A 26,750-nucleotide genomic window follows, 5' to 3' on the forward strand; every position below is an offset into this window, starting at 1 on the left:
ATGAGCGTTTATAAGAATTTCAGTATGTAAAAATTCTTACATACTGCAAATGATAAAAACAATTAAAGCTTTAAAGGAAAAATAATGGCTAAAGCAAAACAAAACACAAGAAAACATTTATTGCTAAATAAATTTATCCATGATAAATCACTAGTGCAAAAGCTTGATGAAAGTTATGATTTTGGTAATTTTTCTCAAGCTATAAATTTGCAATTTTATCAGCAAGAAAGTGTTAAAAATGCTTTAGCTATACTCTCTTTTTATATGAAAGATGAGTTAAATTCGCATGAATATAATCAAGAGCGTAGAAAACTTTTAGAATTTTATCAAGATGAAAGCGAGAATTTAAAACTACAAAAAGAACATATCGCAAGAGCTTCATTTTGGATGGCTACAGGAAGTGGTAAAACTATAGTTATGATCAAACTTATAGTTTTGATACATGAATTTATTAAAAATAATCAATTACCTAAAAAGCCTATCATGCTTTTAGCACCAAATGATAAGATTTTAAATCAATTCAAAGCAAATATAGCTAAATACAACAATCATCACAGCAATTTTATCAAAATAAAAGATTTAAAAGATTTTGAAAGCATAGAAAAAGAAGCTAGTTTATTAAATGAAGCGGTAGTGTATTTTGCAAGAAGTGATTTACTTGAGAGTGAAGAAAATGTAGGTAAAGATAAAAAAGCAAAAAGATTAAACTATAAAAATTATCTTAATAAAGATGGTTGGTATATATTGTTAGATGAAGCTCATAGAGGTGATAGTAAAACATCGCTAAGAAAAAACTATTATCATGAACTTGCTAGAGGTTTTATCAAAGAAGATGAATTTCCAAAAGGCTTTGTTTTTAATTTTTCTGCTACCTTTGAAGATGAAATAGATTTTATAACTTGTGCGTATAATTATAATCTTCAAAAATTTAATCAAGAGGGATATGGTAAAAATATAGCAGTTTTAAATGAGAATTTAGATTTTAAAAGTGAAAATAACGAAGAAGTAAAAATTAAAACGATTTTAGAAAGTTTTATAATCTTCAATGCTATTGTAAAATCAAAAGAAGAATTGTTTTTAAAAAGACAAGATTTTATATATCACAATCCTTTAATCATAGCAGTTTCTGATAAAGTAAATACTCAAGATGCGGGTATAAAAGCGTATTTTAAGGCAGTGTATAATGTATTAAAAAATAAAGTAGATATAGGCAATATAGCTTTAGAGCTTTGTGAAAAACTTCAAAATCAAAATTTATATTTTGGTATAAATACACTAAGTGATGATTTTTTAAAATATATAAAAAATGCAAATAACGATGAACTTAGAGAAAATATTTTTTATGCAAATGCAAATGCAAAATTAGAATGTTATAGCATTAAAGGAAATGATAAAGAATTGGCTTTTAAGAGTAAAAATTCAAACAAACCTTTCATGCTTTTAAATATTTCAAATGCAAAAGAATGGGAAAAAGATTTTTTACTTGAGCTTGGGGTAGAAAGCATAAGTGATATATCACAAAGTCATTTTGAAAATATCAATAGCTCACAATCCTCTATCAATATAATGCTAGGAAGTAAGGTTTTTTCAGAAGGTTGGGATAGCAATCGTGTAAATTTAATTTCTTTTATCAATATAGGAAGCATTAATGCTAAAAAATATGTTTTGCAAACTATAGGAAGAGGTGTTAGAATAGAACCTTTCTTAAATATAAGAAAGAGATTAAATGCTTTAAAAGAGATGTTTAAAATCGATGAGCGATGTGTAAATTTAGCATGTGGTTTAGAAACTCTTTTTGTAATGGCAAGTGATAATGAAGCCATAAAAGCTATCATAGAGGGTATAGAATGTGAATTTATGGAAAATAGGCATTTAAAAGGATTTAAAGAAACAAAATTGTCATTTAATTTACCTGTGCCAAAATACAAAAACGAAGCAAAGCTAAAAAAGTTTTATAAAATTTCAGAAAAAGAAGCAAAATCTTTAAAAGAATTTATAAAATCTTACGATGAGGATGTTTTGATTTTAGAGCAGTGTTTGTATAAAAATTTTAAATATTCTACATTAGAAGAATTTTATAAATTTAGCGAAGGAAAAGAAAGTAAAATACAATTATCAGGAGATAGAGTAGAATTTAATGAAAAAACAACATTAAAAACAATCAATAGTGTGTTAAATTCTAATGCCAAAGTTTTGGATAAATTTGTAAAGCTAGAAGAAGAAATAACGCACTATAAAAATATACAAGCAAAGTTAGATTTTGAAACCGTTCAAAAAATTAATAAGACTATAAAAGATGTTTTAAACGCAAAAAGTGAAGATGAATTAAAAGCAGACTTTGAAAATAAAAAAATAAATTTAGATGAGCTAATGCAAGGTATAAAAGAAAGTCAAAAAAGCAAGGAGGTGCAAAACTATATAATTAGTGCAAAACTTAGCAAGCATTATTATAGCCCTTTAATCATTTACAATAAAAATGATAAAGAAAATAAGATTAATTTTGCCATTTCTAATAAAAGTGAAAAAGAATTTTTAGAAGATTTAGAAAGTAATTTAAATTTGTCTTTTTTTGAACAATATGAATGGTATTTTTCTAAATTGGTAGAAAATCAAGATGAAATTTATATCCCTTATTTTGATGAAGAACAGCAAAAAGAAAGAAAATTTTATCCTGATTTTATATTTTGGTTAAAAAATAAACAAAGTGGAGATTTTTTTATATATTTTATAGATCCAAAAGGCTTAAAAATAGAAGATAATCCTAGATTTAAATTAAAAGGCTTTAAAGCAATATTTGAAAATAAAAATTTAAGTTATGAAGATAAAAGTATAAAAGTTAATTTGTTTTTTTATAATAAAAATTATACTTTTTCAGATGAATTAAAAGACTTTGTTAAATCTACAATAGAGGATATTTTCAAATGAAAACCTTTTTAGTTTGTGCTTTAGAGCCTTCAGCAAATTTGCATTTAAAAGAAGTTTTAAAAGCTTATAAAAATGAGTATAAAGAATTTGATTTAGTAGGAATTTATGATGAGAATTTGTGTAAAAAATTTAGTCTAAATTCCAAGCCACTTTATAGCTCACATGAGTTTAGCGCTATGGGTTTTATAGAGGTTTTGCCACTCATTTTCAAAGCTAAAAGAGCCATAAAAGAGCTAGTGAGTTTAAGTTTTACTCAAAAAATTGATGCGATTTTATGTATAGATTCACCTGCTTTTAACATACCTTTTGCAAAGGCTTTAAAAAAAGCAAATTCTAAAGTAAAAAGAATTTATTATATCTTACCTCAAGTTTGGGCATGGAAAAAAGGTCGCATTCCTATCATAGAAAGTCATTTTGATGTGCTAGCTTCTATCTTGCCTTTTGATAGTGAGTTTTTTAGTAAAAGTACTTATGTGGGACATCCGCTTTTAGATGAGATAAAAGAGTTTAAAAACCAAGAAGATATAAATTCTATATTTTCAAAAAAAGATGATGAAAAAATCATCGCTTTCTTACCAGGTTCAAGAAAAAGTGAAATAAAGCGTTTGATGCCTATTTTTAGAGAATTAAGTGTTAAATTTGAAGGTAAAAAAATCCTTTGTGCACCTGAGTTTAATTTAAAGAGATTAGAAATTTACGGGGAAATGAGTAATTTTGAAATTCAAACTAACACCCCAAAGGTGCTAAAAAATGCTGATTTTGCTTTTATTTGTAGTGGCACAGCTACACTTGAAGCAGCTTTGGTCGGCACGCCTTTTGTGCTTGCTTATAAAGCTAAAGCTATCGATGTATTTATCGCAAGATGTTTTGTAAAACTCAAACATATAGGCCTTGCAAATATTTTTTTGGATTTTGCAGGAAAAAGCGAGCTTAATCCTGAATTTTTACAAGAGCAAGTGAATATGGAAAATTTATATCAAGCTTATCTTAAATACGATTATAAGGCATTTTTTGATAAAGTAGATTTTTTAAAAGAATATTTGCAATTTGCAAGTGCAAAAAATTTAGCTAAAATACTTTATGAAATCAAATAAGGATAAATCATGCAAAAAGAACCTATGAGTAAATACGGCTATGAGAAATTAGAAAAAGAATTAGAGCATTTAAAAAAAGTTGAACGTCCAAAAGTAGTAGAAGAAATAGACATAGCAAGAAGCCATGGAGATTTAAAAGAAAATGCAGAATATCACGCGGCTAGAGAAAAACAAGCTTTTATAGAAGGAAAGATAGCTGAACTTGGGGATTTGATCTCAAGAGCACAAATCATCGATCCATCTTCTTATGAGCATGATAGCGTGAAATTTGGCTCAACTGTTGTTGTAGAGGATTTAGAAAGTGAAAAACAAAGCACTTATACTTTGGTAGGGGTAAATGAGGGAAATTTAGAAAAAGGTTATATTTCCATTAGCTCGCCTATTGCTAAAGCAATGCTTGGTAAAAAAGAGGGTGATGATTTTAAAGTGCGTTTACCAAAAGGTGAGAGTGAATTTGAAATCATTTCTATAGAATACAAAGCTTTGGAATTTTAGTTTTTGCAAAAAATAATTATAAAAGAAAATGCTATTTTTATTGCTGATGTGCATGAAAATGAAAATAGGCGTGGTTTTTGGGAGTTTTTGCAAGCCTTAAAAAATAAAAAAATTCAAACTCCACAGCTTTTTTTGATGGGTGATATATTTGATCTTTTAATTTATGAAGTAAAAGCCACACATGATTTTGCAAAAGCTTATATAGACTTACTTGAAGAACTTGCGTGTAAAATTGAAATCATATATTTAGAAGGTAATCATGATTTTAATTTAGCTAAATTTTTTAAAAAAGTGAAAGTTTTTAGTATAAAACAGCAACCTTTGCTTTGTGAATTTCATGACAAAACCTTAGTAAAATTAGCCCATGGGGATATTTTTTTAAAACCTTTTTTGCAATTTTGCTTAAAAAGTTTGAGAAATCATTACTTGTTATTTTTTTTAAATTTTTTAAATGTTATTAGTAAAGAAAAAATTACTCAAAAAATTCTAAAAAATCAAAACAAAAAACAACTTATTAGAAAAATTCCTCATTTTTCTGCCTTAGTAAAAGAGCGTTTAAAGCACTATAATATAGGTTTTATAATAGAAGGTCATTATCATCAAGATGTGTTTTTAGAATATGAAAATATAAAATATTTAAATTTAGCTGCTTTTGCATACAAGGAAAGTTTTTTTGTAGTAAAATATGAGCCAGAAATCAGATTTCACAAAATAGAACTTAAGGAGGCATAATGTTTGATGAGAATGTCGTTAAAACAGGTTCAAATGAAATGGAACTTGTTGATTTTCGCATCTTTAAGCAAGGCCACGATAAAGTCTATGAGGGAATTTATGGTGTAAATGTTTCTAAGGTTAGAGAAATCATTAAAATTCCTTTTTTGACTGAAATTCCAGGAGTGCCTGAATATGTGGAAGGTATTTTTGATCTTCGTGGTGTGGTGATTCCTGTAATCAACCTAGCAAAATGGATGCAAATTCAAGAACCAGAAATGACAAATATAAAACCTAGAGTTATCATTACTGAATTTAGTAATGTATTGATCGGTTTTATAGTGCATGAAGCAAAAAGAATTCGTAGGATTAATTGGAAAAATATTGAGCCAGCTACTTTTGCAACAAGTGCGGGTAGCTTAGATAAGGGTAAAATTACTGGTGTGACTAAAATCGAAGGTGATGAGGTTTTACTTATCTTAGATTTAGAAAGCATAGTGCAAGAGCTTGGAATTTATACTCCACAAACTGATATTGAAGATGATAAAATCCAAAAAATAGAAGGTATGGCTTTAGCACTTGATGATAGCTCTACTGCAAGAAAACTTGTAAAAGATATTCTGAACAAAATCGGGTTAAAAGTTGTTGAAGCAAAAGATGGTGTTGAAGGCTTACAAAAACTAGAAGAGCTTTATAATGCTTATGGTGCTGATTTAAGAAAGCATCTAAAAATCATCGTAAGCGATGTTGAAATGCCACAAATGGATGGTTTTCACTTTGCAGCTAAAGTAAGAGAAGATGAGAGATTTAAAAATATTCCTATCGTGTTTAATTCTTCTTTGTCAAATGAATTTATGAGTGATAAAGGTGTTAAAGAAGCAGGTGGTGATGGATATTTAGTTAAATTTAACGCAAGTGATTTCTTTGCTGAAATTTCTCGTATTATAGCAAAACATGAAAAAGGTGAGGAGTAAAAATGGAAGATATTCAAGAAATACTTGAGGATTTTTTAGTTGAAGCCTTTGAATTAGTCGAGCAAATTGATCATGATTTGGTTGAATTAGAAGCAAATCCTGAAGACTTAGAACTATTAAATAGAATTTTCCGTGTCGCACACACTGTTAAAGGTTCATCAAGCTTTTTAAATTTTGATGTTTTAACAAAACTTACTCATCATATGGAAGATGTTTTAAATAAAGCAAGACATAATGAGCTTAAAATTACTCCTGAAGTAATGGACGTGGTTTTAGAGTCTATTGATATGATGAAAACTTTGTTAAATTCTATTAGAGATAATGGAAATGATACAGCAATAGGACTTGACATAGCTCCAATTTGCGCAAGATTAACCGCTATTTCAGAAGGTGAAAGCTTAGAGTCTGTTGCACCGGCTAAAGCTGAAGAGTCAAAAGAAGAAGTCAAAGAAGAGCCAAAAGCTGAAGAGCCTGAAGTTGATGTTAATAAACTTAGTGATGATGAAGTTGAAGCTGAAATAGAAAGGCTTTTAAAGGTAAGAAAAGCTGAAGATCAAGCAAGACGTGCTGAAAAGAAAAAAACACAAGAAGCAAACCCAGCTCCAAGTAAACCAGCTGCTCAAGCACAAAATGCAACTGCTGAGAAAAAAGTTCCTGCAGCAGGTGGTGGAAGCAGTGGTGCAAATATGGATCAAACCATTAGGGTTGAAGTTAAAAGACTTGATCATTTAATGAACTTAATTGGTGAGTTGGTACTAGGTAAAAACCGCTTATTGAAAATTTATGATGATGTTGAAGAAAGATATGATGGGGAAAAATTCTTAGAAGAATTAAATCAAGTTGTTTCTCAACTTAGTATTGTCACTACAGATATTCAGCTTGCGGTTATGAAAACAAGAATGCAACCTATTGCAAAAGTATTTAATAAATTCCCAAGGGTTGTACGTGATTTGGGTCGTGAGCTTGGTAAGCAAATGGAGCTTGAAATTTCAGGGGAAGAAACTGAACTTGATAAGTCTATTGTGGAAGAAATCGGCGATCCTATTATGCACATGATTAGAAACTCATGTGATCATGGTATAGAAGATCCAGCAACGCGTGTGGCTAATGGTAAACCAGAAAAAGGAACGGTTAATCTTAAAGCATACAATGAGGGAAATCATATTGTAGTAGAGATTGCTGATGATGGTAAAGGGCTTGATGCTGATGTATTAAAAGCAAAAGCTATGGAGAAAAATCTAATTACAGAACGCGAAGCTGATCAAATGAGCGATAAAGAAGCGTTTGCATTGATTTTCAAACCAGGTTTTTCAACTGCGAAAAAAATTACTAATGTTTCAGGCCGTGGCGTTGGGATGGACGTTGTTAAAACCAATATTGAAAAATTAAATGGTGTGATTGAAATCGATAGTGAGCTTGGAAAAGGCACTGTAATGAAGCTTAAAATTCCACTTACTTTAGCAATTATTCAATCATTACTTGTGGGTACGCAAGAAGAATTTTATGCTATTCCACTTGCAAGCGTTCTTGAAACAGTTAGAGTGCCAATTGATGATATTTATACTATTGAAGGTAAAAATGTATTACGTCTAAGAGATGAAGTGTTATCTTTGGTAAGACTTTCAGATGTGTTTGGTGTAAAACAAGTGCTTGAAAATACCGATCAAACTTATGTCGTTGTTATAGGTGTAGCAGAAAGTAAGCTTGGTATTATAGTAGATACTTTAGTGGGTCAAGAAGAGATTGTTATTAAGTCTATGGGTGAGTATTTACAAAACATTCAAGGTATAGCAGGAGCGACTATTCGTGGTGATGGTAGGGTTACTTTGATTATTGATGTTGCTGCTATGATGGATATAGCTAAAGAGATTAAAGTAGATATTAAAGCACAAATTGAATCACAATCTAAAAAAACTGCTAAAGAAAAACCAAGTGATTACACAGTACTTATAGTGGATGATTCTAAAATGGATAGAAATATCATGCAAAAATCACTAGAGCCATTAGGTGTGAGCATTATAGAAGCAACTAATGGTGTGGAAGCTTTAAATATGATCAAATCAGGTGAGCATGATATTGATGCAGTGTTAATTGATATTGAAATGCCAAGAATGGATGGTTATACCTTAGCAGGTGAAATCAGAAAGTATTCTAAGTATAAAAACCTTCCGCTTGTTGCAGTAACTTCAAGAACTAGTAAATCAGACCGCTTAAGAGGTGTGGAAGTAGGAATGACTGAGTATATTACTAAGCCTTACTCTCCAGAGTACTTAGAAAATGTAGTTAGAAAAAATTTAAAACTAGGATAAGAAGATGAATGATAAATTAAGCCAGGTTTTGCAAAAACAACAAGCGCAAATTGCAGAACCTGATGTAGATAAAGAAGAGGATATTATTCAGCTTGTTGGTTTTGTGGTAGGGGATGAGGAATATGCTATTCCTATTCTTAATATCCAAGAAATTATTAAACCTATAGAATATACTAGGGTTCCAAGTGTGCCTGATTATGTTTTAGGTGTGTTTAATATGAGGGGTAATGTTATGCCCTTGATAGATCTTGCTAAAAGATTTAATCAAGGTAGTTCTAAAATGACACCTCAAACAAGATATATTGTTTTAAAAGGTATGGCAAATGGTAATCAAACTCCTGCAGGTAATGCGGGTTTTGTGATAGATAGATTAACAGAAGCTATTAAAATTCACAGAAGCAGGATTGATCCACCGCCTGAAACTTTATTAAAAGAAAAAGGTATGATTTTTGGTATAGGCAAAAGAGAAGAAAATATCTTGACTATATTAAAAGCTGAAGCTTTATTAAAGCGTGAGTTTTAATGATAAAGCTTTGTGCCTTTGACTTTGATTCTACGCTAATGGATGGAGAAACCATCGATATTTTAGCGCAAGAATATAATGTTGGTGATGCTGTAAAAGCAATCACCAACAAAGCAATGAATGGTGAGCTTGATTTTTTTGAAAGCTTAAGTGCTAGAGTAGCCTTACTTGAAGGAATGCCTATTGATCAGGTAAGAAAGTGCTGTGAAAATTTACCTTTGATGAATGGCGCTAAAGAATTATGCGAGTATTTAAAAAATAAAAACATAAAAATTATTGTTTTTAGCGGTGGATTTCATGAAGGAATTGACTTAATACAAGATAAACTTCATTTTGATTTTGGTTTTGCTAACTTTTTACATAGTAAAAATGGTGTTTTAACAGGAAAAGTTGGCGGGGAAATTATGTTTAATAATTCAAAAGGTATTATACTACAAAGACTTAAGAAATTCTTAAATTTAAAAACAGAAGAAATTATGTGTGTAGGCGATGGAGCTAATGATATTTCTATGTTTAAAGAATGTGGATTAAAAATAGCTTTTTGTGCCAAAGAAATTTTAAGATCTCATGCAGATATTTGTATAGATAAAAAAGATTTAAAAGAAATAATAAAGGTAATACAATGAAAAAATTTTCACTATGGTGTGATTTTATAGAAAATGAATTTTTAGATCATGAATTTTTAGATTTAATTTACTCAAAAACAATTAACGGCGCTACTTCAAATCCTGCCATTTTTAAAAATGCGATTTTAAACTCTGCTATTTATAAAGAAAAAATCAAAAAATCAAATCTTAAAGATAAAAAAGCTTTATATGAGTATCTTGCGGTAGAAGATATAGCTAAGGCCGCAGATAAATTAGCTATTAATTATTATGAAAATAATGATGGTTTTATTAGTATTGAAATTGACCCAAGATTAAAAGATAATACTAGTTTATCTTTAGCTGAGGCAAAAAGATTATACACACAGATTGCAAAAGAAAATGTGATGATGAAAATTCCTGCTACAGAAGCTTCTTATGAAGTAATGCAAGAATTAATGAAAAATGGTATTAGTGTCAATGCTACTTTGATTTTTGATTTTGAACAAACTAAAAAATGCTTTGAAGCTTTAAATTTAGGTTTAAAAGAATTTAGAAAAAATAATATCATAGCCAAAAAAGAACCTCAAGCTGTTATTAGCATTTTTGTAAGTCGTTTTGATAGATTATTAAATAATCAAGTTTTAGATAAAAATTATATGGGAATTCTTACTGCAACTAAGGCTTATAATTATATCATTAAACAAAATGAAGCAAATATTAGAGCTTTATTTGCAAGTACGGGTGTTAAGGGTGATGATTTAGAAAAAGATTATTATATTAAAGAATTACTCTATGATAAAGCTATTAATACCGCACCACTAGATGCTATAAAAGCTTTTAAGGGTAAGCAAATTGTATTTAAAGAGCCTTTAAAAGATGAATGTATAGAGAAAAAATTAAATGCAAATATTTCAAAAGATGCTTTAAGTAAAGCTTGTAAAAATTTACTTGACGATGGTTTAGAGCAATTTTGTATAGCTTATGAAGATATTTTAAAATCTTTATAATGTGGCTTAATCTCAAATGAGATTAAGCACTAATACTTGCTAAAGTTGGTCTTTTTAGTGAAAAAACATTAGATGGAGATCTTCTACCGCAATTTGGACATCTAGCTATTGTTTTCCATAAATTTTCTTTTATATATTCCGAAGGTTTCCCAAATCTTTTTTCATATAAAACGCATGTTTCCTCCCAAGATTTATTAAGATTTTTGAAATCTTCCTCGCCTCTCATTCCAAAATAAGGAAAATGATGTAAGAAATAGCCAAAAAGATTTTCACAATCTTGAGCATATTTTAATGTATCTAAAATATGATAATGCCAAAATTTATCAACATCAGCTGGTGGTACTATTGAGGTATCTTTATTTTCTTGACATAAAAGAAGAAATTTTCTATATTCAGTTTCAATGAATTTAGTGTATTCTAAACTCCACCCTAACCCTTCGTTTTTGTCAATTATTTTTACTATGATTGGTTCTAAATCCAATTCTTTTAATAGTATTGTAGACATATTATTCCTTTTATTTTTAATTATAGTTTAATAACACTTAGTGTTATAAACGATTGTAAAAAAATTATATAAAAACTAGACTTATAAATAAATAAAGTGTTATAAGGCTTGGTTATATGAAGCAAGATATATCTGATAAACATAGAGAAATAGGTAAAAGAGTTGCAAAAATAAGAAAAGAAAAAGGAATTTCTCAACTAGAATTATCATTATTATTGGGACATAAAAGCGTTTCTATAGTTGCAAGCGCAGAAAGACATTATAGAGGTGCTCATTTTAATTTAAATCATTTATTTCAAATGGCTGAGATTTTTGAAATAGATATTTGTGATTTTTTTAAATAAATTTATACTTTACTAAGCCAGAAATTGATATTATTAAGTCTTTTATTTTATAAAAAAGGGAAAAAATGTTAGAAGGTATCGTTAGAGAGAGTATCGGTAGAAAAGCTGCTAAAGCTTTAAAAAGAGATGGTTATCTAATCGCAAACATCTACGGAAAAGGATTAGAAAACATTAATGCTGCTTTTAAAGTAAATGAATTTATTAAAGAAGTACGCAAAAAAACTACTTTAGCTTTTGATGTAAAAGTAGCAGATAAAGTATTAAATGTTGTTGTGGTTGATTATCAAAAAGATCCTGTAACTGCAGAATTAAAACACGTAGATTTAAAAGTAGCACAAAAAGGTGTTATTTCTAAATATATGGTTCCTGTAAAAATCGTAGGAACAGCTATAGGTCTTAAAAATAAAGGTGTTTTAATCCAATCAAAAAGAAGATTAAAAGTAAAATGTGCAGCTGAAAACTTACCAAATTATTTTGAACTAGATGTAACTAAACTTGATGTTGGTGATGCACTTTTAATCCGCGATGTAGTTGTACCTGAGGGTGTAACTATGGTTGATGCTGATAGAGTGGCTGTAGTTGGCGTAGAAAAAGCAAGATAAAATGACCTTAGTCGTAGGACTTGGTAATATAGGAGAACAATACACTCAAACCCGTCATAATGTAGGGTTTATGCTAATTGACTTAATTTTGAAAGATTTGCAAACAACAAAACTTTCAAATGCTAAATTTAAAGGAGAGCTTTTTAAAGGCTCTTCTACTCTTTTTTTAAAACCTTCCACTTATATGAATTTATCCGGAGAAAGTGTAAAAGCTGTTAGTGAATATTATAAATGTGATAGAATTATTGTAATCCATGATGATATAGACTTAAATTTAGGTGCATTGAAATTTAAAATAGGCGGATCAAGTGGTGGACATAACGGACTTAAAAGTATAGATAATCTTTGTGGTAATGCTTATGAGAGAGTACGCATAGGAGTAGGAAAAGGACAAGATGTGATTTCTCATGTTTTGGGGAAATTTAAACAAGAAGAGCAAGAAAGTTTAACTAAGGTTTTAGAACATAGTAAAAAAGCCTTACTTGAGCTTTTAAATTCTGATATAGAAAAAATCGCTTCAAAATATTCTTTAAAAAGTTAAACGATGAGTATATTTTTTCGCTATATTTCATCTTTGTATTTAAAATCATTTTTTATTTTGTTTTTTTCTTTGACTTTTTTCTTTGTAGCGATTGATTTTTTACTCAATTTTAATAGACTGCCAAAAAGTGCAAATTTGGAGCTTTTATATATATTTTTTTTAACATGCTCAGCAGCTTCTTATATACTGCCTTTAGCCATAGTCCTTGCTTTGGTTTTATGTATTTTTAATATGATACGCTCGAATGAATTTGTTAGCTTATATGCCTTGGGTTTAAGTAAAAACCAAGTGATTTTTTATCCTTTTTTATGGGCTATGTTTTTTTGTTGTGTTTATGTAGGACTTAATTTTAGTGCCTTTGCTTATGCAGATGAATATAAAAGTAATATTCTTAAGCGTGGTGTTGTAGATAGAGAAGGCGGGGAGGTTTTGATTAAATACAATGATAAATTTATTTATATACAAAAAATAAATTCTCAAACCCTATATAATGTAAAAATTTTTGATGTAAAAAATTTAGATATTCAAAGCACAATCCATGCAAAAACTGCTAAATTTAATGGAGATTCTTGGAATTTAAATGATGCTAAAGCTACTAATGTACCGCAAAATTTGATTGTTTCAAAAGAGGGTTTAAGTGTAGAAGAATTTAAAAATATTAAAGGCTTAGAAGATTTTTCTCCAAAAATTTTAGAAAGAATTTCTTTAGTAGAGAGTAATCCTTCTTATTCTATTTTAGACGCGCTAGAAAGTATGGCGATTTTTGTAAAACAAAATATTTCTACTAATACACTTAGAACAAGTTTATATTCTTTAGTTCTTACACCATTTTTTGCGCCATTTTTAATGCTTATTGTGTATTATTATTTTCCTTTAACAGCAAGATTTTTTAATCTCGCACTTTTAGCTTTTGTGTTTTTTGTGTGTATACTTTTAGTTTGGGGTTTGTTGTTTTTATTAACAAGATTGAGTGAAAATGAAATTTTACTTCCAGAGCTTGGTATAATGCTACCAGTATTTATTTTAATAAGTATAGGAAGTTTTTATTATTTTAAACACAAATAACTACAAGTGAGGTTTTTATGGATTATTTAAAACTAGCAAAAGAATACAACACACCATTTTATATTTACGATTTTGATAAAATCAAAGAGCGTTTTACAATGTTAAAAGATGCTTTTAAGGCAAGAAAATCACAAATTTTTTATGCAGTCAAAGCAAATTCTAATTTAAGTGTTTTAAAGCTTTTAGCTTCTTTAGATAGTGGGTTTGATTGTGTTAGTGCGGGTGAGATTTATAGAGCTTTAAAAGCAGGAGCTAAAAATTATAAAATTATTTTTAGCGGAGTAGGTAAAAGCGCTGATGAGTTAAAATATGCTTTAGAGCAAAACATACTTTATGTAAATTTAGAAAGCTATGAAGAAATGCTTCTTTTAGAGCAAATTGCTAAAGAAAGTCAAAAGATAGCTCGTATAAGCATAAGGGTAAATCCAAATGTAGATGCTAAAACACATCCTTATATTTCTACAGGTTTGCATGAAAATAAATTTGGCGTAGATATAGAAAGTGCTAAAAAAATGTATATTTATGCTAAAAACTCACAATTTTTAGAGCCAGTTGGAGTGCATTTTCATATAGGTTCACAAATTCTTGATATAAGCAGTATTCATGAGGCCTCAGTGATTGTTGCGAAATTAGTAAAAGAACTTTTAGCTTTGAAAATTAATATTAAATTCTTTGATATAGGTGGGGGTTTAGGAGTTTGTTATAAAGATGAGCAAGAATCAAATTTATATGATTATGCTCAAGGAATTTTAGCAAGTTTACAAGGTCTTGATGTGTGTATAGGTATGGAACCTGGTAGGTTTTTGGTAGCAAATGCAGGCGAGTTTGTTACTAAAGTTTTATATGAAAAATTTAATGATAAAAAGCGTTTTGTGATTGTTGATGGGGCAATGAATGATTTATTGCGTCCAAGTTTATATAGTGCTTATCATGAAATCAAACTTTTGAGCGAAAATAAAGAAGAAAGCCTTTGTGATATTGTTGGTGGGGTTTGTGAGAGTGGAGATTTTTTAGCTAAAGATAGAAAATTAGCCAAAACACAAGCAGGAGATTTGATCATAGTTAAAAGCGCAGGTGCGTATGGTTTTAGTATGAGTAGTAATTATAATACTCGCAATAGAGTATGTGAGCTAGCTTATGAAAACGGCACAGTAAGAATAATTAGAAAAAGAGAAAGTTATGAGGATCAAATTGCTTTAGAACTTGATTTTTTAAAGGATTGAAATGTTGTTTTTAGATGTGCAAGGGACTTTGATTTCAGATTATGACAAAAGTCCTATAAATGGTGCTTTAGAACTCATTAAATCTTTAAATAAGGAAAAAATTCCTTATGTGATTATTACTAATAATACCAAAAGATTAGATTTTTTAAATTATTTGCAAAATTTGGGTTTTGAAATTAATGAAAAAGTTTATATCGATCCTTTTTGTGTTTTAAAAGATCATTTAAAGCCTTGTAAAATAGCAGCTTTTGGAGCAAAAGAATTTTTAGATTCACTTCAAGAGTTAGACTATGAGCTTGATTATAAAAATCCAAAAGCATTTTTACTGGCAAGTTATGATGATTTTAAATTTCAAGATTTTGCTAGTATGATAGAGTATCTTAAAAATGGTGTGCAAGCTATAGCAATGCATGAAAGTAGTATTTATAAGAAAAATTCAAGGCTTTATCCAGGCGTTGGAAGTATTATGTCTATGCTTAAAAATGCATGCGAGTTTGATTATAAGGTGATAGGAAAACCTAGTAAGGCTTTTTATGAAAGTGCTTTAAATTTATTAAAACAACAAGATTGTAATGTAAGTTTTGAAAAGACTTTAATCATTAGTGATGATTTTAAAGGCGATTTGCTTGGTGCCTATGAGCTTGGTATGCAAACAGCCTTAGTTTTAAGTGGTAAAATTTCTAACACTCAAGGTCTTGATACAACTAAACTTAATTTTGTATATGATAGTATTAAGGATTACTACATATTGAGGTTTAAATGAAAGAGATAGAAAAATTACGCAATAAAATCGATACCATTGATGATAAAATTTTGGCTTTGCTTAATGAAAGAATGCTTCATGTTAAAGATATAGGAGTTATTAAGCAAAATTTAGGTGGGAGTATTTATAGACCTGAGCGCGAAAGAGCTATTATAAATAGACTTAAAAATTATAATCATGGTTTATTAGATCAAAATGCAATCGAAGCAATTTACCAAGAAATTTTTGCTGTATCAAGAAATTTAGAAATGCCTCAAAGTATAGCTTATTTAGGACCTGAGGGAAGCTATACCCATCAAGTGGCAAGAACGCGTTTTGGTGCTATGAGTCGTTATACTCCACTTGCAAATATAGAAGATGTTTTTAAAGAATTAGCTCACAAAGAGGCAAAATATGGAGTGGTACCTATAGAAAATAATACAGCAGGTGCTGTTGGTGTGACGCTTGATTGTCTTGGAAAATACGAAGATGTAAAGATTTTTGCTGAAATTTATATGGACATTCATCATTCTTTTGTAAGTATAAGTGAAAATTTAAAAGATATTAAACGCATATATTCTCATCCGCAAGGTTATAATCAATGTAGAAATTTTTTAGAAAGTCATGATTTAAGTGAAGTAGAATTTGTAGCAAGTAAATCCACAGCTCATGCGGCTTACTTAGCTTCACAAGATGTTACTTCAGCTGCAATTTGTTCTAAAATTGCAGCAAAGCTTTATAATGTACCTATATTGTTTGAAACGATTGAGGATAATTTGGCAAATCGTACTAGGTTTTTGATTTTAAGTGATATAAAAATACCTCAAATGCCTCATTGTAAAACTTCCATCTTAGCACTTGCTGCACATAAACCAGGTGGGCTTAGTGATTTATTATATGAGTTTAAAAAAGAAGGGATAAATTTAACAAAACTTGAATCACGCCCTATAAAAACAAGAGAATTTGTGCATAGTTTTTATATAGATTTTGAAGGGCATATTGATGATGAAAATGTCCAAAGAGTATTAAAAAAAGCTGAACATATAAAATGGCTTGGATCGTATTTATCAGGAGAAAGTAATGAAATTTAATCCTTTTTTGGAAGCTATTAAAACTTATGAAAGTGGCAAGGATATGGATTTAATTGCTAAAGAATATGGTTTAAAAGAAGTTATTAAGTTAGCAAGTAATGAAAATCCTTATGGTACAAGCAAAAAGGCCAAAGAAGCCATCATAAATAATGCACATTTAGCTCATTTATATCCTGATGATACTATGAGTGAGTTAAAACAAGCCCTAGCGCAAAAATATGATATTTTAAAAGAAAATCTCATCATAGGTAGTGGGAGCGATCAAATCATAGAATATATAGTGCATGCAAAACTTGATCATTCTAAGGCTTATTTACAATGTGGGGTTAGTTTTGCTATGTATGAAATTTATGCAAAACAACTAGGAGTTAAGGTTTATAAAACTCCAAGTTTAACCCATGATTTAAATGAGTTATATGAGTTATATCAAAAGCATAAAAATGAAATTAAAGTAATCTTTCTATGCTTACCAAATAATCCTTTGGGTGAGTGTTTGGATGCAAGTGCGGTTTTTGAATTTTTAGAAAAAATTGATGAGGATTGTTTGGTGGCCATTGATGGAGCTTATAATGAATTTGCTTCATTTAAAGATAGCAAAAAGCATATTAACCCTAAAGAATTAATTCATAAATTTCAAAATGTAGTATATCTAGGAACATTTTCTAAGCTTTATGGCTTGGGCGGTATGAGAGTGGGTTATGGCATAGCTTGCAAGGAAATTATCAATGCATTTTATAAGTTAAGAGCACCTTTTAATGTGGCTAATTTGAGTTTAAAAGCTGCTGTTGCTGCACTAGATGATGATGAGTTTGTGCAAAAAACCTTAGAAAATAATTTTTCACAAATGAAACTTTATGAAGATTTTGCTAAAAAATATAAAATTCGATACATTCCAAGCTATACAAATTTTATTACCTATTTTTTTGATGAAAAAAATAGCACAGATTTATCTGAAAAACTGCTTAAAAACGGTATAATAATAAGAAATTTACAAAGTTATGGTTTAAATGCTGTGCGTATAAGTATAGGTACAGAGTATGAAAATTCAAGGTTTTTTGAAGAGTTTTCTAAAAATTTTTAGTTTGTAGGAAATAAATGGATTATAAAACTATACTGCACCAAGTAGGTCAGCTTTATCAAAATTTAAGTTTAAGACAGCGTATTATCATTGCTGCTTCTATTGTTGTTGTAGTTGGATTTTTAGTATTTTTAACCCTTTTTAGAAGTGGCTCTACAGTGGCTAGCGAGGCTGGATATTCAGTATTATTTGAAAATGCTAATACTAGTGATTCAGCGATGATAGTAACGCAGCTTGAAAAAAGTGGAGTTCCTTATATTTTGCGCAATGAAGGAACGATTTTAGTTCCTAATGAGCAAGTATATAAACAGCGTTTAGCTATTGCCTCAGCAGGATTGTTGCCAAAAGATAATAAAGTAGGCTTTGAGCTTTTTGATAAACAAGAATTTGGAGCCACAGAAGCTGAACAAAAGGTAAAATACCAAAGAGCATTAGAAGGTGAGCTTGCTAGAACGATTGAAAGTTTAGAGCCTATTCATAGCGCTACGGTGCATATTGCTTTTGCTAAAGATACACTTTTTACCCAACAACAAGTTCCACCAACTGCTTCAGTAGCTTTGACAATAAAAGAAGGTTTAAAGCTTAATAAAAAGCAAATTATGGGGATTAAAAACTTAATTGCTTCTTCAGTGACAAAACTTACCCCTGAAAATGTAAAAATCATGGATCAAAAAGGTATTCCTTTAGATGATGAGGGTGCTTTTGAGAGTGATTTAATAGCTGCTCAAATTAAATACAAAAGAGATCAAGAATACGAATTAGAACAAAAAATCGTTGCTTCTATTGCTCCATTTGCAGGTGGCTATGATAGGGTGGTAGCAAAGGTTAGTATTGATTATGATTTTTCTAAAGAGGAATCACAAAGTGAAGTATATGATCCAAATACTGTTGTGCGTAGCGAGCAAACTTTAGAAGAGCATAGAGAAGGTTATAAAGATAAAGAAATTCAAGGTGTGCCAGGTGCTGTTTCAAACATCGGTCCTGTGGAAGGTTTGGATGATAAAGGCACGCGCGAGGTTTATACTAAAAACCAAACCACAACTAATAATGAAATTTCTAAAAAAATCACCAATACTACTAAGCAATTTGCAACCGTTAAAAGAATTTCTGCAGCCGTTGTGGTAGATGGAAAGTATAAAGTAATTACTGATGATCAAGGAAATGTTACTAATGAATACATTCCTTTGAATGATAAAGAAATTAAAGCGATTGAAAATTTAACTAAAGGTGCTATAGGTTTTAATCTTGCTAGGGGTGATGCAGTTGAAGTAAATAATTTAGAATTTCATAGAACAGCTAAAGTTGAAAATAAAGTTCAAACTTTTTATTCAAGATTTGTTGAGCCATTTATCCCGCCTGTTAAATATGTCTTTGCGGCGATTTTACTTTTCATCTTTTACAAAAAAGTTATTGTTCCATTTTCACAAAAAATGCTTGCGGATATTAAGCTTGAAGAAGAAATGGAAGGTAAGGACGGGCAGATTATTGATGAGGCTGAAGATGCTATTGAAAAATTCAACGCAGCACGTAAGAAAGTTGAAGAACAACTTGGTTTTGGAGATAGTTTTGATGAAGATGCGCTTCAATATGATGTTTTACTTGAAAAATTAAGAGCAGTAGCTAATGAAAAAGGCGAAGAAGTGGCATTATTGTTACAAAAACTTGTTGAAAATGAAGCTGAATTTGGTGAGAAGGATATCTGATGATAAAGCTTAGTGAAGAACAAAAAATGGTCTATGATGACCTTTCTATGCCAGAAAAGGTCGCAATTTTTTTAATCCAGCTTGGAGAAGATGTAACGACAGTTTTATTTTCTCATATGGATATTAATGTCATCACTGAAATTTCTCGCTATATTGCTTTAGCAAAAAATGTTGACAAACCAGTTGCTACTGCAGTTCTTGAGGAATTTTATACTTTATTACAGTCAAACCAATATCTAAAAAGTGGTGGTTTGGAATATGCAAAAGAGATTTTATTTAGAACTTTTGGTCCTGAAATTGCCAATAAAATTTTGGAAAAACTTACCAAAAGTATGGAAAATAACCAAAATTTTGCTTATCTTTCTCAAATCAAACCACAACAGCTTGCAGACTTTATCATTAAAGAACACCCTCAAACCATAGCTTTGATTTTAGCTCATATGGATACCACTCAAGCTGCTGAAACTTTGGAGTATTTTAGTGATGAGTTAAGAGCTGAGGTTGTAATAAGAATGGCAAATCTTGGAGATATTTCACCTTCAATCATTAAAAGAGTATCTGCTGTGCTTGAAAGTAAACTTGAAAGTCTTACTTCTTATAAAGTTGAAGTGGGTGGTCCAAGAGCAGTTGCTGAAGTGCTTAATCGTTTGGGTCAAAAAGCTTCTAAAACAACACTTTCTTATATTGAGCAAAGTGATGAAAAACTTGCTACAACCATTAAAGATTTAATGTTTACCTTTGATGATATTTCTCAACTTAGCACTAATGCGATTAGAGAGGTATTAAAGGCTGCTGATAAACGTGATTTGATGATAGGTTTAAAGGGTGCAAGCGAGGATTTAAAACAAAAATTTATGTCCAATATGTCTACGCGTGCTGCTGAAGCCTTTGTAGAAGAAATGGGATTTTTGGGCGCTGTGCGTGTAAAAGATGTTGAAGAGGCTCAAAGAAAAGTTGTAGAAGTGGTGCAAAAACTTGCAGAACAAGGTCTTATCCAAGTAGGTGAGGCTGATGAGATGATAGAGTAAGATTATGGCAAAATTAACTAATGTAATTTCACCTGAAAATATTTCTGCCCATGTGGTTGAAGGATATCATTTTAAAGTTATGAGTGAAATGTCTTCTAATGAAGAACAAAAACAAGAAGAAGTTCAAACTATAAATCAAACTCCACTTAGTCAAAATACTCAACAAGTAGTAGAAAATCAAGCAATAGAAGCTACTCCGCAAGCCCCACAACCTCAAATTCAACCCGATTTTGTAGAAGATTTACTTAAAAAAACTGATGAAATGTCAGGAAATATTATTAAGTTGCAAATGCAAATAGAAAGTCAAGAAGCTGAATTTAATAATCGCTTAAATACAGAATTAGAACATGCGAAAGAAAAATTTACCAAAGAAGGTTATGAGCAAGCTCAAAAAAATTTTGAAAGTGAATTAGAGGCTTTGAAAGAAAAATACTTAAAAAGCGTAGAAAAGCTTGAAAATACAGTGCAAAATTTAAATGAGTTTTTATCTAAAAATGAAAAAGAATTAGCCGATACAGCTGTAATTATTGCAAAAGAAGTGATTGCAAAAGAACTTGAGGAAAATTCCTCACTTATAGCTTTAAATTTAGCAAAAGAGCTTATGAATGAGCTTAAAAATGCTACTAAAATAGAATTAAAACTAAGCCCTGAAGATTTTGAATATGTAAAATCACATTTAGAACAAGAGCAAAGTAATATCAAATTCAGTCTTGATGATGCGATTAATAAAGGAAGTGTTTTAATATTAAGCGATGCAGGTAATATAGAGTCAAACCTTAATAATCGTTTGCAAAAAATCAAAAACATGGTTAATGAATGATAGATTTAAATAACTTAAATATTAAAAATATGCAAATTAAAGAACTAGAAAATTTAGCTAGTAATTTGCGTGAAGTTATCATAGATACAGTGAGTAAAAATGGCGGACATTTAAGCTCAAATTTAGGTGTAGTTGAGCTTAGTATAGGAATGCATTATGTTTTTGATGTGCAAAAAGATCCTTTTATTTTTGATGTTTCACATCAATCTTATCCGCATAAGCTTTTAAGTGGTAAAATAAATAATTTTTATACTCTAAGACAATTTAATGGTTTAAGCGGTTATACAAAGCCTGATGAGGGAGATTATTTTGTAGCAGGACACTCAAGTACTTCTATATCTTTAGCAGTTGGAGCTTGTAAAGCTATAAGATTAAAAAAAGAAGATCGTTTGCCTGTTGTATTAATAGGCGATGGGGCATTAAGTGCGGGTATGGCATATGAAGCTTTAAACGAGCTTGGCGATAGAGAATATCCTTGTGTGATTATTTTAAATGATAATGAAATGAGTATTTCAAAGCCAATCGGAGCTATTTCAAAATATCTTTCTCAAGCAATGGCAACGCAGTTTTATCAAAAATTTAAAAAACGTATAGAAAATCTTTTAGAGTATTTTCCTCAAAGTGCTTCTTATATGGCAAAGCGTTTTGAAGAGGGTTTAAGGCTTATTACGCCTGGGCTTTTATTTGAAGAATTAGGACTTGAATATATCGGGCCTATTGATGGACATAATTTAAATGAAGTTATTAACGCACTAAATCAAGCTAAGGCTATGAATAAGCCTTGCGTTGTGCATGCACAAACTATCAAAGGCAAAGGTTATACATTGGCTGAAGGTAAAAATGCTAAATGGCACGGAGTAGGTGCTTTTGATAGAAGTAGTGGAGAAAGCTTAAAAACAAATGTAAGTAAAAAAAGTGCGACAGAAATTTTTTCAAATACACTGTTGAAACTTGCTCAAAAATATGAAAATATAGTAGGTGTAACTGCTGCTATGCCAAGTGGAACTGGAATAGATAAGCTAATGGAAAAATATCCCGAGCGTTTTTGGGATGTAGCAATTGCAGAACAACATGCGGTTACTTCTATGGCGGCTATGGCAAAAGAAGGTTTTAAGCCTTTTATAGCAATTTATAGCACTTTTATGCAAAGAGCTTACGATCAAGTTATTCATGATTGCGCTATTATGAATTTAAATGTAGTTATAGCTATGGATAGAGCAGGAATTGTAGGAGAAGATGGAGAAACACACCAAGGTGTTTTTGATATTAGTTTTTTAAGTGCTATACCAAATATTACTTTAGCGGCCCCAAGAGATGAAGCTATGATGGAAAAAATTATGGAATATGCGTATTTTCATCAAGGTGTTTTTGCTTTTCGTTATCCTAGGGGTAATTTTTTATTAGATGATGATTTTAATCCATGTGAGATAAAACCTGCAAAAGCTCAAATTTTATCTAAAGCACAAAGCGATAAAGTATTTTTAGGTTTTGGTCAAGGTGTGGCTAAGGCAAAACTAGTTTTAGATAAACTTGGTTTAGATTATGCAAGCTTAATAGATTTGATTTTTGCAAAACCTTTAGATGAAGAGCTTTTAAAAGAATTAGCAAATAATACAAAAATTTGGTTTGTTTTTTCAGATAGTGCCAAGATAGGAGGAGTGGGAAGTTTAATTACAAATTTTTTACAAAAAGAAAATCTTTATCATATAAAACTAATAAGTTTTGAATTTGCAGACCAATTTATAACCCATGGTAAAACAAATGAGGTAGAAAAATTTTTAGAGCTTGATATTGATTCTTTATGCAAAAAGATCAAAAGTTATTAAAAGATAAAAAATATCCTTTAATATAATTATTTTTTTATAAAAAAAGCGTTATACTATATAAAAAATATCGGAGAATTAATAATGGAACTTATTCAAATGCTTAAAAATTGCGATTTAAAAGCTACTCCACAAAGACTTTGTATTTTAAAAATTTTAAAACGCCATGAACATCCTAATATTGAATCTTTATATGAAAGTATTAAGGAAGAATATCCTTCTATTTCTTTAGCTACAGTGTATAAAAATTTAAATACCTTAAAAGAACAAGGTTTAGTTGTAGAAATCAACACCCCAAATCAAAAAACTTGTTATGATATTTATGAATATCCTCATATTCATGTAATTTGTAGTAAATGTAATCATATAGAAGATGTATGCTATGAAGATAGTGGAATTAATAAATATCAAGAAGATCTTGAGAAAAAAATCGGTAATATTATTGATTACCTTGGTGTGTTTGCTTATGTGAATGGCTGTAAAGCTTGTAAAAAATAAAATGGTTTGTGAAGTTCAAAGACGCTTTTTACTTGAAAATGATGATTTTATAAAAATTATAAAAGAAGAAAAAATTGCTTACTCTAAGGATAAAATACGCGTTTTCTTTACGCGTATAAGTCCTTTTTGTGATGTCAAATATAAAAAAATCAATCAAGATTATTATCAATTTTCACTTTATAAACTGCACGATATTATAGATAAAAAAACTTATAAACTCTCTAAAAAAGAATTTAAACGCCAAAGTAAACATGCTCTAGGGGATATCATTAAAAAAACTAGAATTAGTTTTGAGATTGATGGTGTTTGGTTTTTTCTTTATAAATTTAAAAATAATTTGCAAGATTTAATTATTTTGAAAGTTATTTTTCCTACTTTTGAGCAAGCAAAACGCTTTAACCTGCCTCATTTTTTGCAAAACTATAAAGAAATTACAGATAATGAAAATTTTTATAGTAAAAATTTAGCATTATATGGAGATTTTTCTAAAATTTTTGATAGTGTAAAATGTATTAAAATTTTAGACAAGCAAGAAGATATTAGTTTATATTTTCCAAGCCAAATTCAAAGTTTTGAAGCGGGTAAAATTTTATTTTTTGCGCTTTTAAAAAGACTAAAAAATGATAGATTAAATTTTTTACAAAAATTAACTTTTGAAAGCTTAGAGCAATTTTTTATAAGCCTTAGGCAAATTTGTATTTTCTTTGAGTTTTTTAGCACTCTTTTTGAAAAAAGTATTCAAAATAAACTTCAAAATTATATTTTAAATTTGGAAAAACAAGTATGCAGTGGTAAAAATTGTAAATTTGAATTAGAAAAATATATTTTTATTTTAAGTGATGAAAAAATCAATGATATTTTTCTTGATATGGATTTTATCTTAAAGAATGATTGTGATTTTTATCAAGGAGAAAAAAATCAAATTTTAAAGTCTTTAGTGGCTTTTAAGCTAAGAAAAGAATTAGTTTTTTTAAAGAAAAAAATTGTAAAATCTCAAAGAAATCTTGAAGAAGAAGTAGAAAAAATAAAATTTTTATTATGTTATTTTGCAACTATGTTTGAAGAAAAAAGTATTGAAAAACTAAAAAATTATTTTGAATCTAATCATTTAGAGCAAATTTCATATGATGCAAATATAATAAAACAAATTGAAAAAAGCATTAAAAAATTAAAAATATATAGTTAGGAAAAACATGCAAAAACAAGAAAAAATAGTCAAAATGTTTGATGATATAGCGCCAACTTATGATAAGGCTAATAGAATTTTAAGTTTTGGAAGTGATGTGAGTTGGAGAAAAAAAGCTTGTTTGGATGTTTTTAAATTTTCTAATAATAAACTTGATATTATCGATGTGGCTTGTGGCACGGGCGATATGATTATAGAATGGCAAAATCAAGCCTTAAGAGCAAATAAAAATATCATTAGCATAAAAGGGGTTGATCCAAGTGTGGGCATGCTTGAAGTGGCTAAGAAAAAAATCCCTGAAGCAACTTTTGTGCAAGCAAAAGCACAAGAACTTCCACTTGAAAATGAAAGTGCAGACATCATAAGTATAAGTTATGGCATACGCAATGTGGTGGATAGAAAAGAAGCTATAAAAGAATTTGCAAGAGTGTTAAAAAAGGATGGGATTTTACTTGTACTTGAATTTACCAAAAGAGAGCAGGGTGGTTTTGTAGCTGCTTGTAGAGATTTTTACTTAAAAAATATTTTGCCAAAAGTGGGTGGATTTATCAGTAAAAATTATAGTGCTTATGAGTATTTACCAAATTCTATAGAAGATTTTTTAAGCAAAGAAGAATTTATTAAAGAATTGAGTGAGCATTTTGAAATGTTAGAGTATAAAAGTTTTAGCTTTGGTGTTTGCTCTATGTTTATTGCAAGAAAAAAATGAAAGTTTCAGAACTTAATCTAAAAGCTAAAAGTTTATTAGAATTTCATCTTGATAATATAGAGCTTAGTGGAGAAATTTCTAAAATTACCATTCATAGTTCAGGACATTGGTATTTTGATTTAAAAGATGAAAAATCAAGCATAGCTTGTGTGATGTTTAAAGGCTTTAATCAACTTGTCCAGGCTAAACCTAAGGTTGGCGATATGCTTGATCTTAGAGGTTATGTGAGTTTGTATGAAGCAAGTGGTAGGTATCAATTTATCGCTAAAAGTATGCAAAAAACAAGCCTTGGGGATTTAGAAGCTAAATTTTTAGCCTTAAAAGAAAAGCTTGAAAAAGAGGGCTTGTTTGATACAAATGTTAAAAAAAGTATTGTTAAATTTCCTAAAAAAATAGGTATAATCACTTCTTTTACTTCAGCTGCTTTACAAGATATGTTAAAGTTAATTTCACAAAAAGAATATAATCTTTGTAAAATAACTATTTTTAATGCTCTCACTCAAGGACAAAGTGCTCCAAATTCTTTGATAAATGCTTTAAAAAAAGCCAATGAGTATAATTTAGATGTGATTATTTTGGCAAGAGGTGGTGGAAGCAGAGAGGATTTGTTTTGTTTTAATGATGAAGAACTTGCAAGATGTATTTTTTCTTTAAAAACGCCTATCATTTCTGCTATTGGGCATGAGATTGATTATGTTATTAGTGATTTTGTAGCAGATTTAAGAGCACCAACTCCAAGTGCAGCTATTGATATGATTTTTCCAAATAAACTAAGTTTAGAACAAGGACTTGATGAACTTACTATGCGTTTTAAAAATCAAATGCTAAACCATCTTAAGTTTTATCAAAATAAAATTGATCATTTGCAAAATTTAGCCAAAGCGAAATCTTTGGAAAATGCTTTTTTTCTTAGAAAACAAAAACTTGATTTTTTACAAAGCCAACTAAAGGGTGTTTTAAATTTAAAATTATTAAACTATGAGAACAAACTTAATAATTTTGAAGAGCTTTTAACTCAGCATAAAAATTTTTTTGATAAAAGTAAAAATTTGATAAATTTACAAAAAGATGGCAAAAATATCTCTCTTGAAAAGCTAAAAAAAGGAGATATTATAAAACTTTGCTCAATAAATGAGAGTAAAGAAGCTCAAATACTATAAAAAGGAG

At 29.5% G+C, this 26,750-nt stretch carries 26 protein-coding genes; 25 read left to right on the plus strand and 1 reads right to left on the minus strand.

What is annotated here, in order from left to right; all coding sequences use genetic code 11:
* Positions 1–84: 84 nt before the first annotated feature.
* Genes CAMP5053_RS00435 through CAMP5053_RS00475 form a run of 9 tightly spaced genes read left to right on the plus strand, consistent with a single transcriptional unit; the run spans position 85 to position 10,625 of the window.
* Positions 85–2,925, plus strand: a complete 2,841-nt coding sequence (locus CAMP5053_RS00435; RefSeq protein WP_337217060.1) for a DEAD/DEAH box helicase family protein — start codon at positions 85–87, stop codon at positions 2,923–2,925.
* On the plus strand, positions 2,922–4,019 hold the full coding sequence (gene lpxB, locus CAMP5053_RS00440; RefSeq protein ID WP_337217061.1) for a lipid-A-disaccharide synthase: 1,098 nt from the start codon (positions 2,922–2,924) through the stop codon (positions 4,017–4,019). Before CAMP5053_RS00435 ends, lpxB begins: the two co-directional genes overlap by 4 nt.
* A gap of 9 nt (positions 4,020–4,028) precedes the next feature.
* Positions 4,029–4,514, plus strand: a complete 486-nt coding sequence (gene greA, locus CAMP5053_RS00445; RefSeq protein ID WP_039619215.1) for a transcription elongation factor GreA — start codon at positions 4,029–4,031, stop codon at positions 4,512–4,514.
* A 3-nt stretch (positions 4,515–4,517) separates the two neighbouring features.
* The gene (locus CAMP5053_RS00450) at positions 4,518–5,246 is read left to right on the plus strand and encodes a UDP-2,3-diacylglucosamine diphosphatase (RefSeq protein WP_214126203.1); all 729 of its coding nucleotides are present in this window, start codon (positions 4,518–4,520) and stop codon (positions 5,244–5,246) included.
* Complete coding sequence (locus CAMP5053_RS00455; protein WP_087699663.1) at positions 5,246–6,199, plus strand: chemotaxis protein; 954 nt, start codon at positions 5,246–5,248, stop codon at positions 6,197–6,199. The genes CAMP5053_RS00450 and CAMP5053_RS00455 overlap by 1 nt, the downstream gene beginning before the upstream one ends.
* 2 nt (positions 6,200–6,201) lie before the next feature.
* On the plus strand, positions 6,202–8,508 hold the full coding sequence (locus CAMP5053_RS00460; protein ID WP_087699661.1) for a hybrid sensor histidine kinase/response regulator: 2,307 nt from the start codon (positions 6,202–6,204) through the stop codon (positions 8,506–8,508).
* A gap of 4 nt (positions 8,509–8,512) precedes the next feature.
* A complete protein-coding gene (locus tag CAMP5053_RS00465; protein WP_039619209.1) occupies positions 8,513–9,031 on the plus strand; it encodes a chemotaxis protein CheW in 519 nt (172 codons plus the stop codon).
* On the plus strand, positions 9,031–9,657 hold the full coding sequence (serB, locus tag CAMP5053_RS00470; protein ID WP_214099973.1) for a phosphoserine phosphatase SerB: 627 nt from the start codon (positions 9,031–9,033) through the stop codon (positions 9,655–9,657). The genes CAMP5053_RS00465 and serB overlap by 1 nt, the downstream gene beginning before the upstream one ends.
* Positions 9,654–10,625, plus strand: a complete 972-nt coding sequence (locus CAMP5053_RS00475) for a transaldolase (RefSeq protein WP_214099972.1) — start codon at positions 9,654–9,656, stop codon at positions 10,623–10,625. The genes serB and CAMP5053_RS00475 overlap by 4 nt, the downstream gene beginning before the upstream one ends.
* A gap of 22 nt (positions 10,626–10,647) precedes the next feature.
* Here the strand turns inward: CAMP5053_RS00475 and CAMP5053_RS00480 are convergent, their stop codons facing one another.
* Positions 10,648–11,130, minus strand: coding sequence for a glycine-rich domain-containing protein (locus tag CAMP5053_RS00480; RefSeq protein WP_214135799.1), 483 nt, complete (start codon positions 11,128–11,130; stop codon positions 10,648–10,650).
* 116 nt (positions 11,131–11,246) lie between these two features.
* Between CAMP5053_RS00480 and CAMP5053_RS00485 the strand changes: the two genes are divergently transcribed.
* The 16 genes from CAMP5053_RS00485 (at position 11,247) to xseA (ending at position 26,743) form a co-directional block, all read left to right on the plus strand.
* Positions 11,247–11,474 carry a helix-turn-helix domain-containing protein gene (locus CAMP5053_RS00485; protein WP_039627042.1) on the plus strand — a complete coding sequence of 76 codons (228 nt, stop codon included), beginning with the start codon at positions 11,247–11,249 and terminating at the stop codon, positions 11,472–11,474.
* A 65-nt stretch (positions 11,475–11,539) separates the two neighbouring features.
* A complete protein-coding gene (locus CAMP5053_RS00490) occupies positions 11,540–12,076 on the plus strand; it encodes a 50S ribosomal protein L25/general stress protein Ctc (protein WP_087699653.1) in 537 nt (178 codons plus the stop codon).
* Between the two features lies 1 nt (position 12,077).
* Complete coding sequence (gene pth, locus CAMP5053_RS00495; protein WP_214126200.1) at positions 12,078–12,617, plus strand: aminoacyl-tRNA hydrolase; 540 nt, start codon at positions 12,078–12,080, stop codon at positions 12,615–12,617.
* Between the two features lie 3 nt (positions 12,618–12,620).
* The gene (locus tag CAMP5053_RS00500) at positions 12,621–13,682 is read left to right on the plus strand and encodes an LptF/LptG family permease (protein ID WP_261529785.1); all 1,062 of its coding nucleotides are present in this window, start codon (positions 12,621–12,623) and stop codon (positions 13,680–13,682) included.
* Between the two features lie 17 nt (positions 13,683–13,699).
* Entirely contained in the window at positions 13,700–14,905 is a 1,206-nt protein-coding gene (gene lysA / locus CAMP5053_RS00505) for a diaminopimelate decarboxylase (protein ID WP_261529786.1), read from the plus strand.
* A gap of 1 nt (position 14,906) precedes the next feature.
* On the plus strand, positions 14,907–15,668 hold the full coding sequence (locus CAMP5053_RS00510) for an HAD-IIA family hydrolase (protein WP_337217062.1): 762 nt from the start codon (positions 14,907–14,909) through the stop codon (positions 15,666–15,668).
* On the plus strand, positions 15,665–16,738 hold the full coding sequence (gene pheA, locus CAMP5053_RS00515) for a prephenate dehydratase (RefSeq protein ID WP_214099967.1): 1,074 nt from the start codon (positions 15,665–15,667) through the stop codon (positions 16,736–16,738). Before CAMP5053_RS00510 ends, pheA begins: the two co-directional genes overlap by 4 nt.
* Positions 16,728–17,819 carry a histidinol-phosphate transaminase gene (gene hisC / locus CAMP5053_RS00520; RefSeq protein ID WP_337217063.1) on the plus strand — a complete coding sequence of 364 codons (1,092 nt, stop codon included), beginning with the start codon at positions 16,728–16,730 and terminating at the stop codon, positions 17,817–17,819. The genes pheA and hisC overlap by 11 nt, the downstream gene beginning before the upstream one ends.
* Before the next feature lie 14 nt (positions 17,820–17,833).
* Entirely contained in the window at positions 17,834–19,519 is a 1,686-nt protein-coding gene (gene fliF, locus CAMP5053_RS00525) for a flagellar basal-body MS-ring/collar protein FliF (protein WP_261529795.1), read from the plus strand.
* On the plus strand, positions 19,519–20,547 hold the full coding sequence (gene fliG / locus CAMP5053_RS00530) for a flagellar motor switch protein FliG (RefSeq protein ID WP_039619192.1): 1,029 nt from the start codon (positions 19,519–19,521) through the stop codon (positions 20,545–20,547). Before fliF ends, fliG begins: the two co-directional genes overlap by 1 nt.
* A 4-nt stretch (positions 20,548–20,551) precedes the next feature.
* On the plus strand, positions 20,552–21,367 hold the full coding sequence (gene fliH / locus CAMP5053_RS00535) for a flagellar assembly protein FliH (RefSeq protein WP_214126195.1): 816 nt from the start codon (positions 20,552–20,554) through the stop codon (positions 21,365–21,367).
* Positions 21,364–23,193 (plus strand): 1-deoxy-D-xylulose-5-phosphate synthase, encoded by a 1,830-nt coding sequence (dxs, locus tag CAMP5053_RS00540; RefSeq protein WP_214126194.1) that lies wholly within the window; start codon positions 21,364–21,366, stop codon positions 23,191–23,193. Before fliH ends, dxs begins: the two co-directional genes overlap by 4 nt.
* 81 nt (positions 23,194–23,274) lie before the next feature.
* Positions 23,275–23,688, plus strand: a complete 414-nt coding sequence (perR, locus tag CAMP5053_RS00545) for a peroxide-responsive transcriptional repressor PerR (RefSeq protein ID WP_087699633.1) — start codon at positions 23,275–23,277, stop codon at positions 23,686–23,688.
* Positions 23,663–24,874, plus strand: coding sequence for a hypothetical protein (locus tag CAMP5053_RS00550; RefSeq protein ID WP_261529806.1), 1,212 nt, complete (start codon positions 23,663–23,665; stop codon positions 24,872–24,874). The genes perR and CAMP5053_RS00550 overlap by 26 nt, the downstream gene beginning before the upstream one ends.
* Before the next feature lie 7 nt (positions 24,875–24,881).
* The gene (gene ubiE, locus CAMP5053_RS00555) at positions 24,882–25,583 is read left to right on the plus strand and encodes a bifunctional demethylmenaquinone methyltransferase/2-methoxy-6-polyprenyl-1,4-benzoquinol methylase UbiE (RefSeq protein WP_261529807.1); all 702 of its coding nucleotides are present in this window, start codon (positions 24,882–24,884) and stop codon (positions 25,581–25,583) included.
* Complete coding sequence (xseA, locus tag CAMP5053_RS00560; RefSeq protein ID WP_337217064.1) at positions 25,580–26,743, plus strand: exodeoxyribonuclease VII large subunit; 1,164 nt, start codon at positions 25,580–25,582, stop codon at positions 26,741–26,743. The genes ubiE and xseA overlap by 4 nt, the downstream gene beginning before the upstream one ends.
* Positions 26,744–26,750 lie beyond the last annotated feature (7 nt).

Origin of the sequence: Campylobacter sp. S4:11, assembly GCF_024723695.1 — a bacterium.
Taxonomy (GTDB): Bacteria; Campylobacterota; Campylobacteria; order Campylobacterales; family Campylobacteraceae; genus Campylobacter_D; species Campylobacter_D jejuni_C.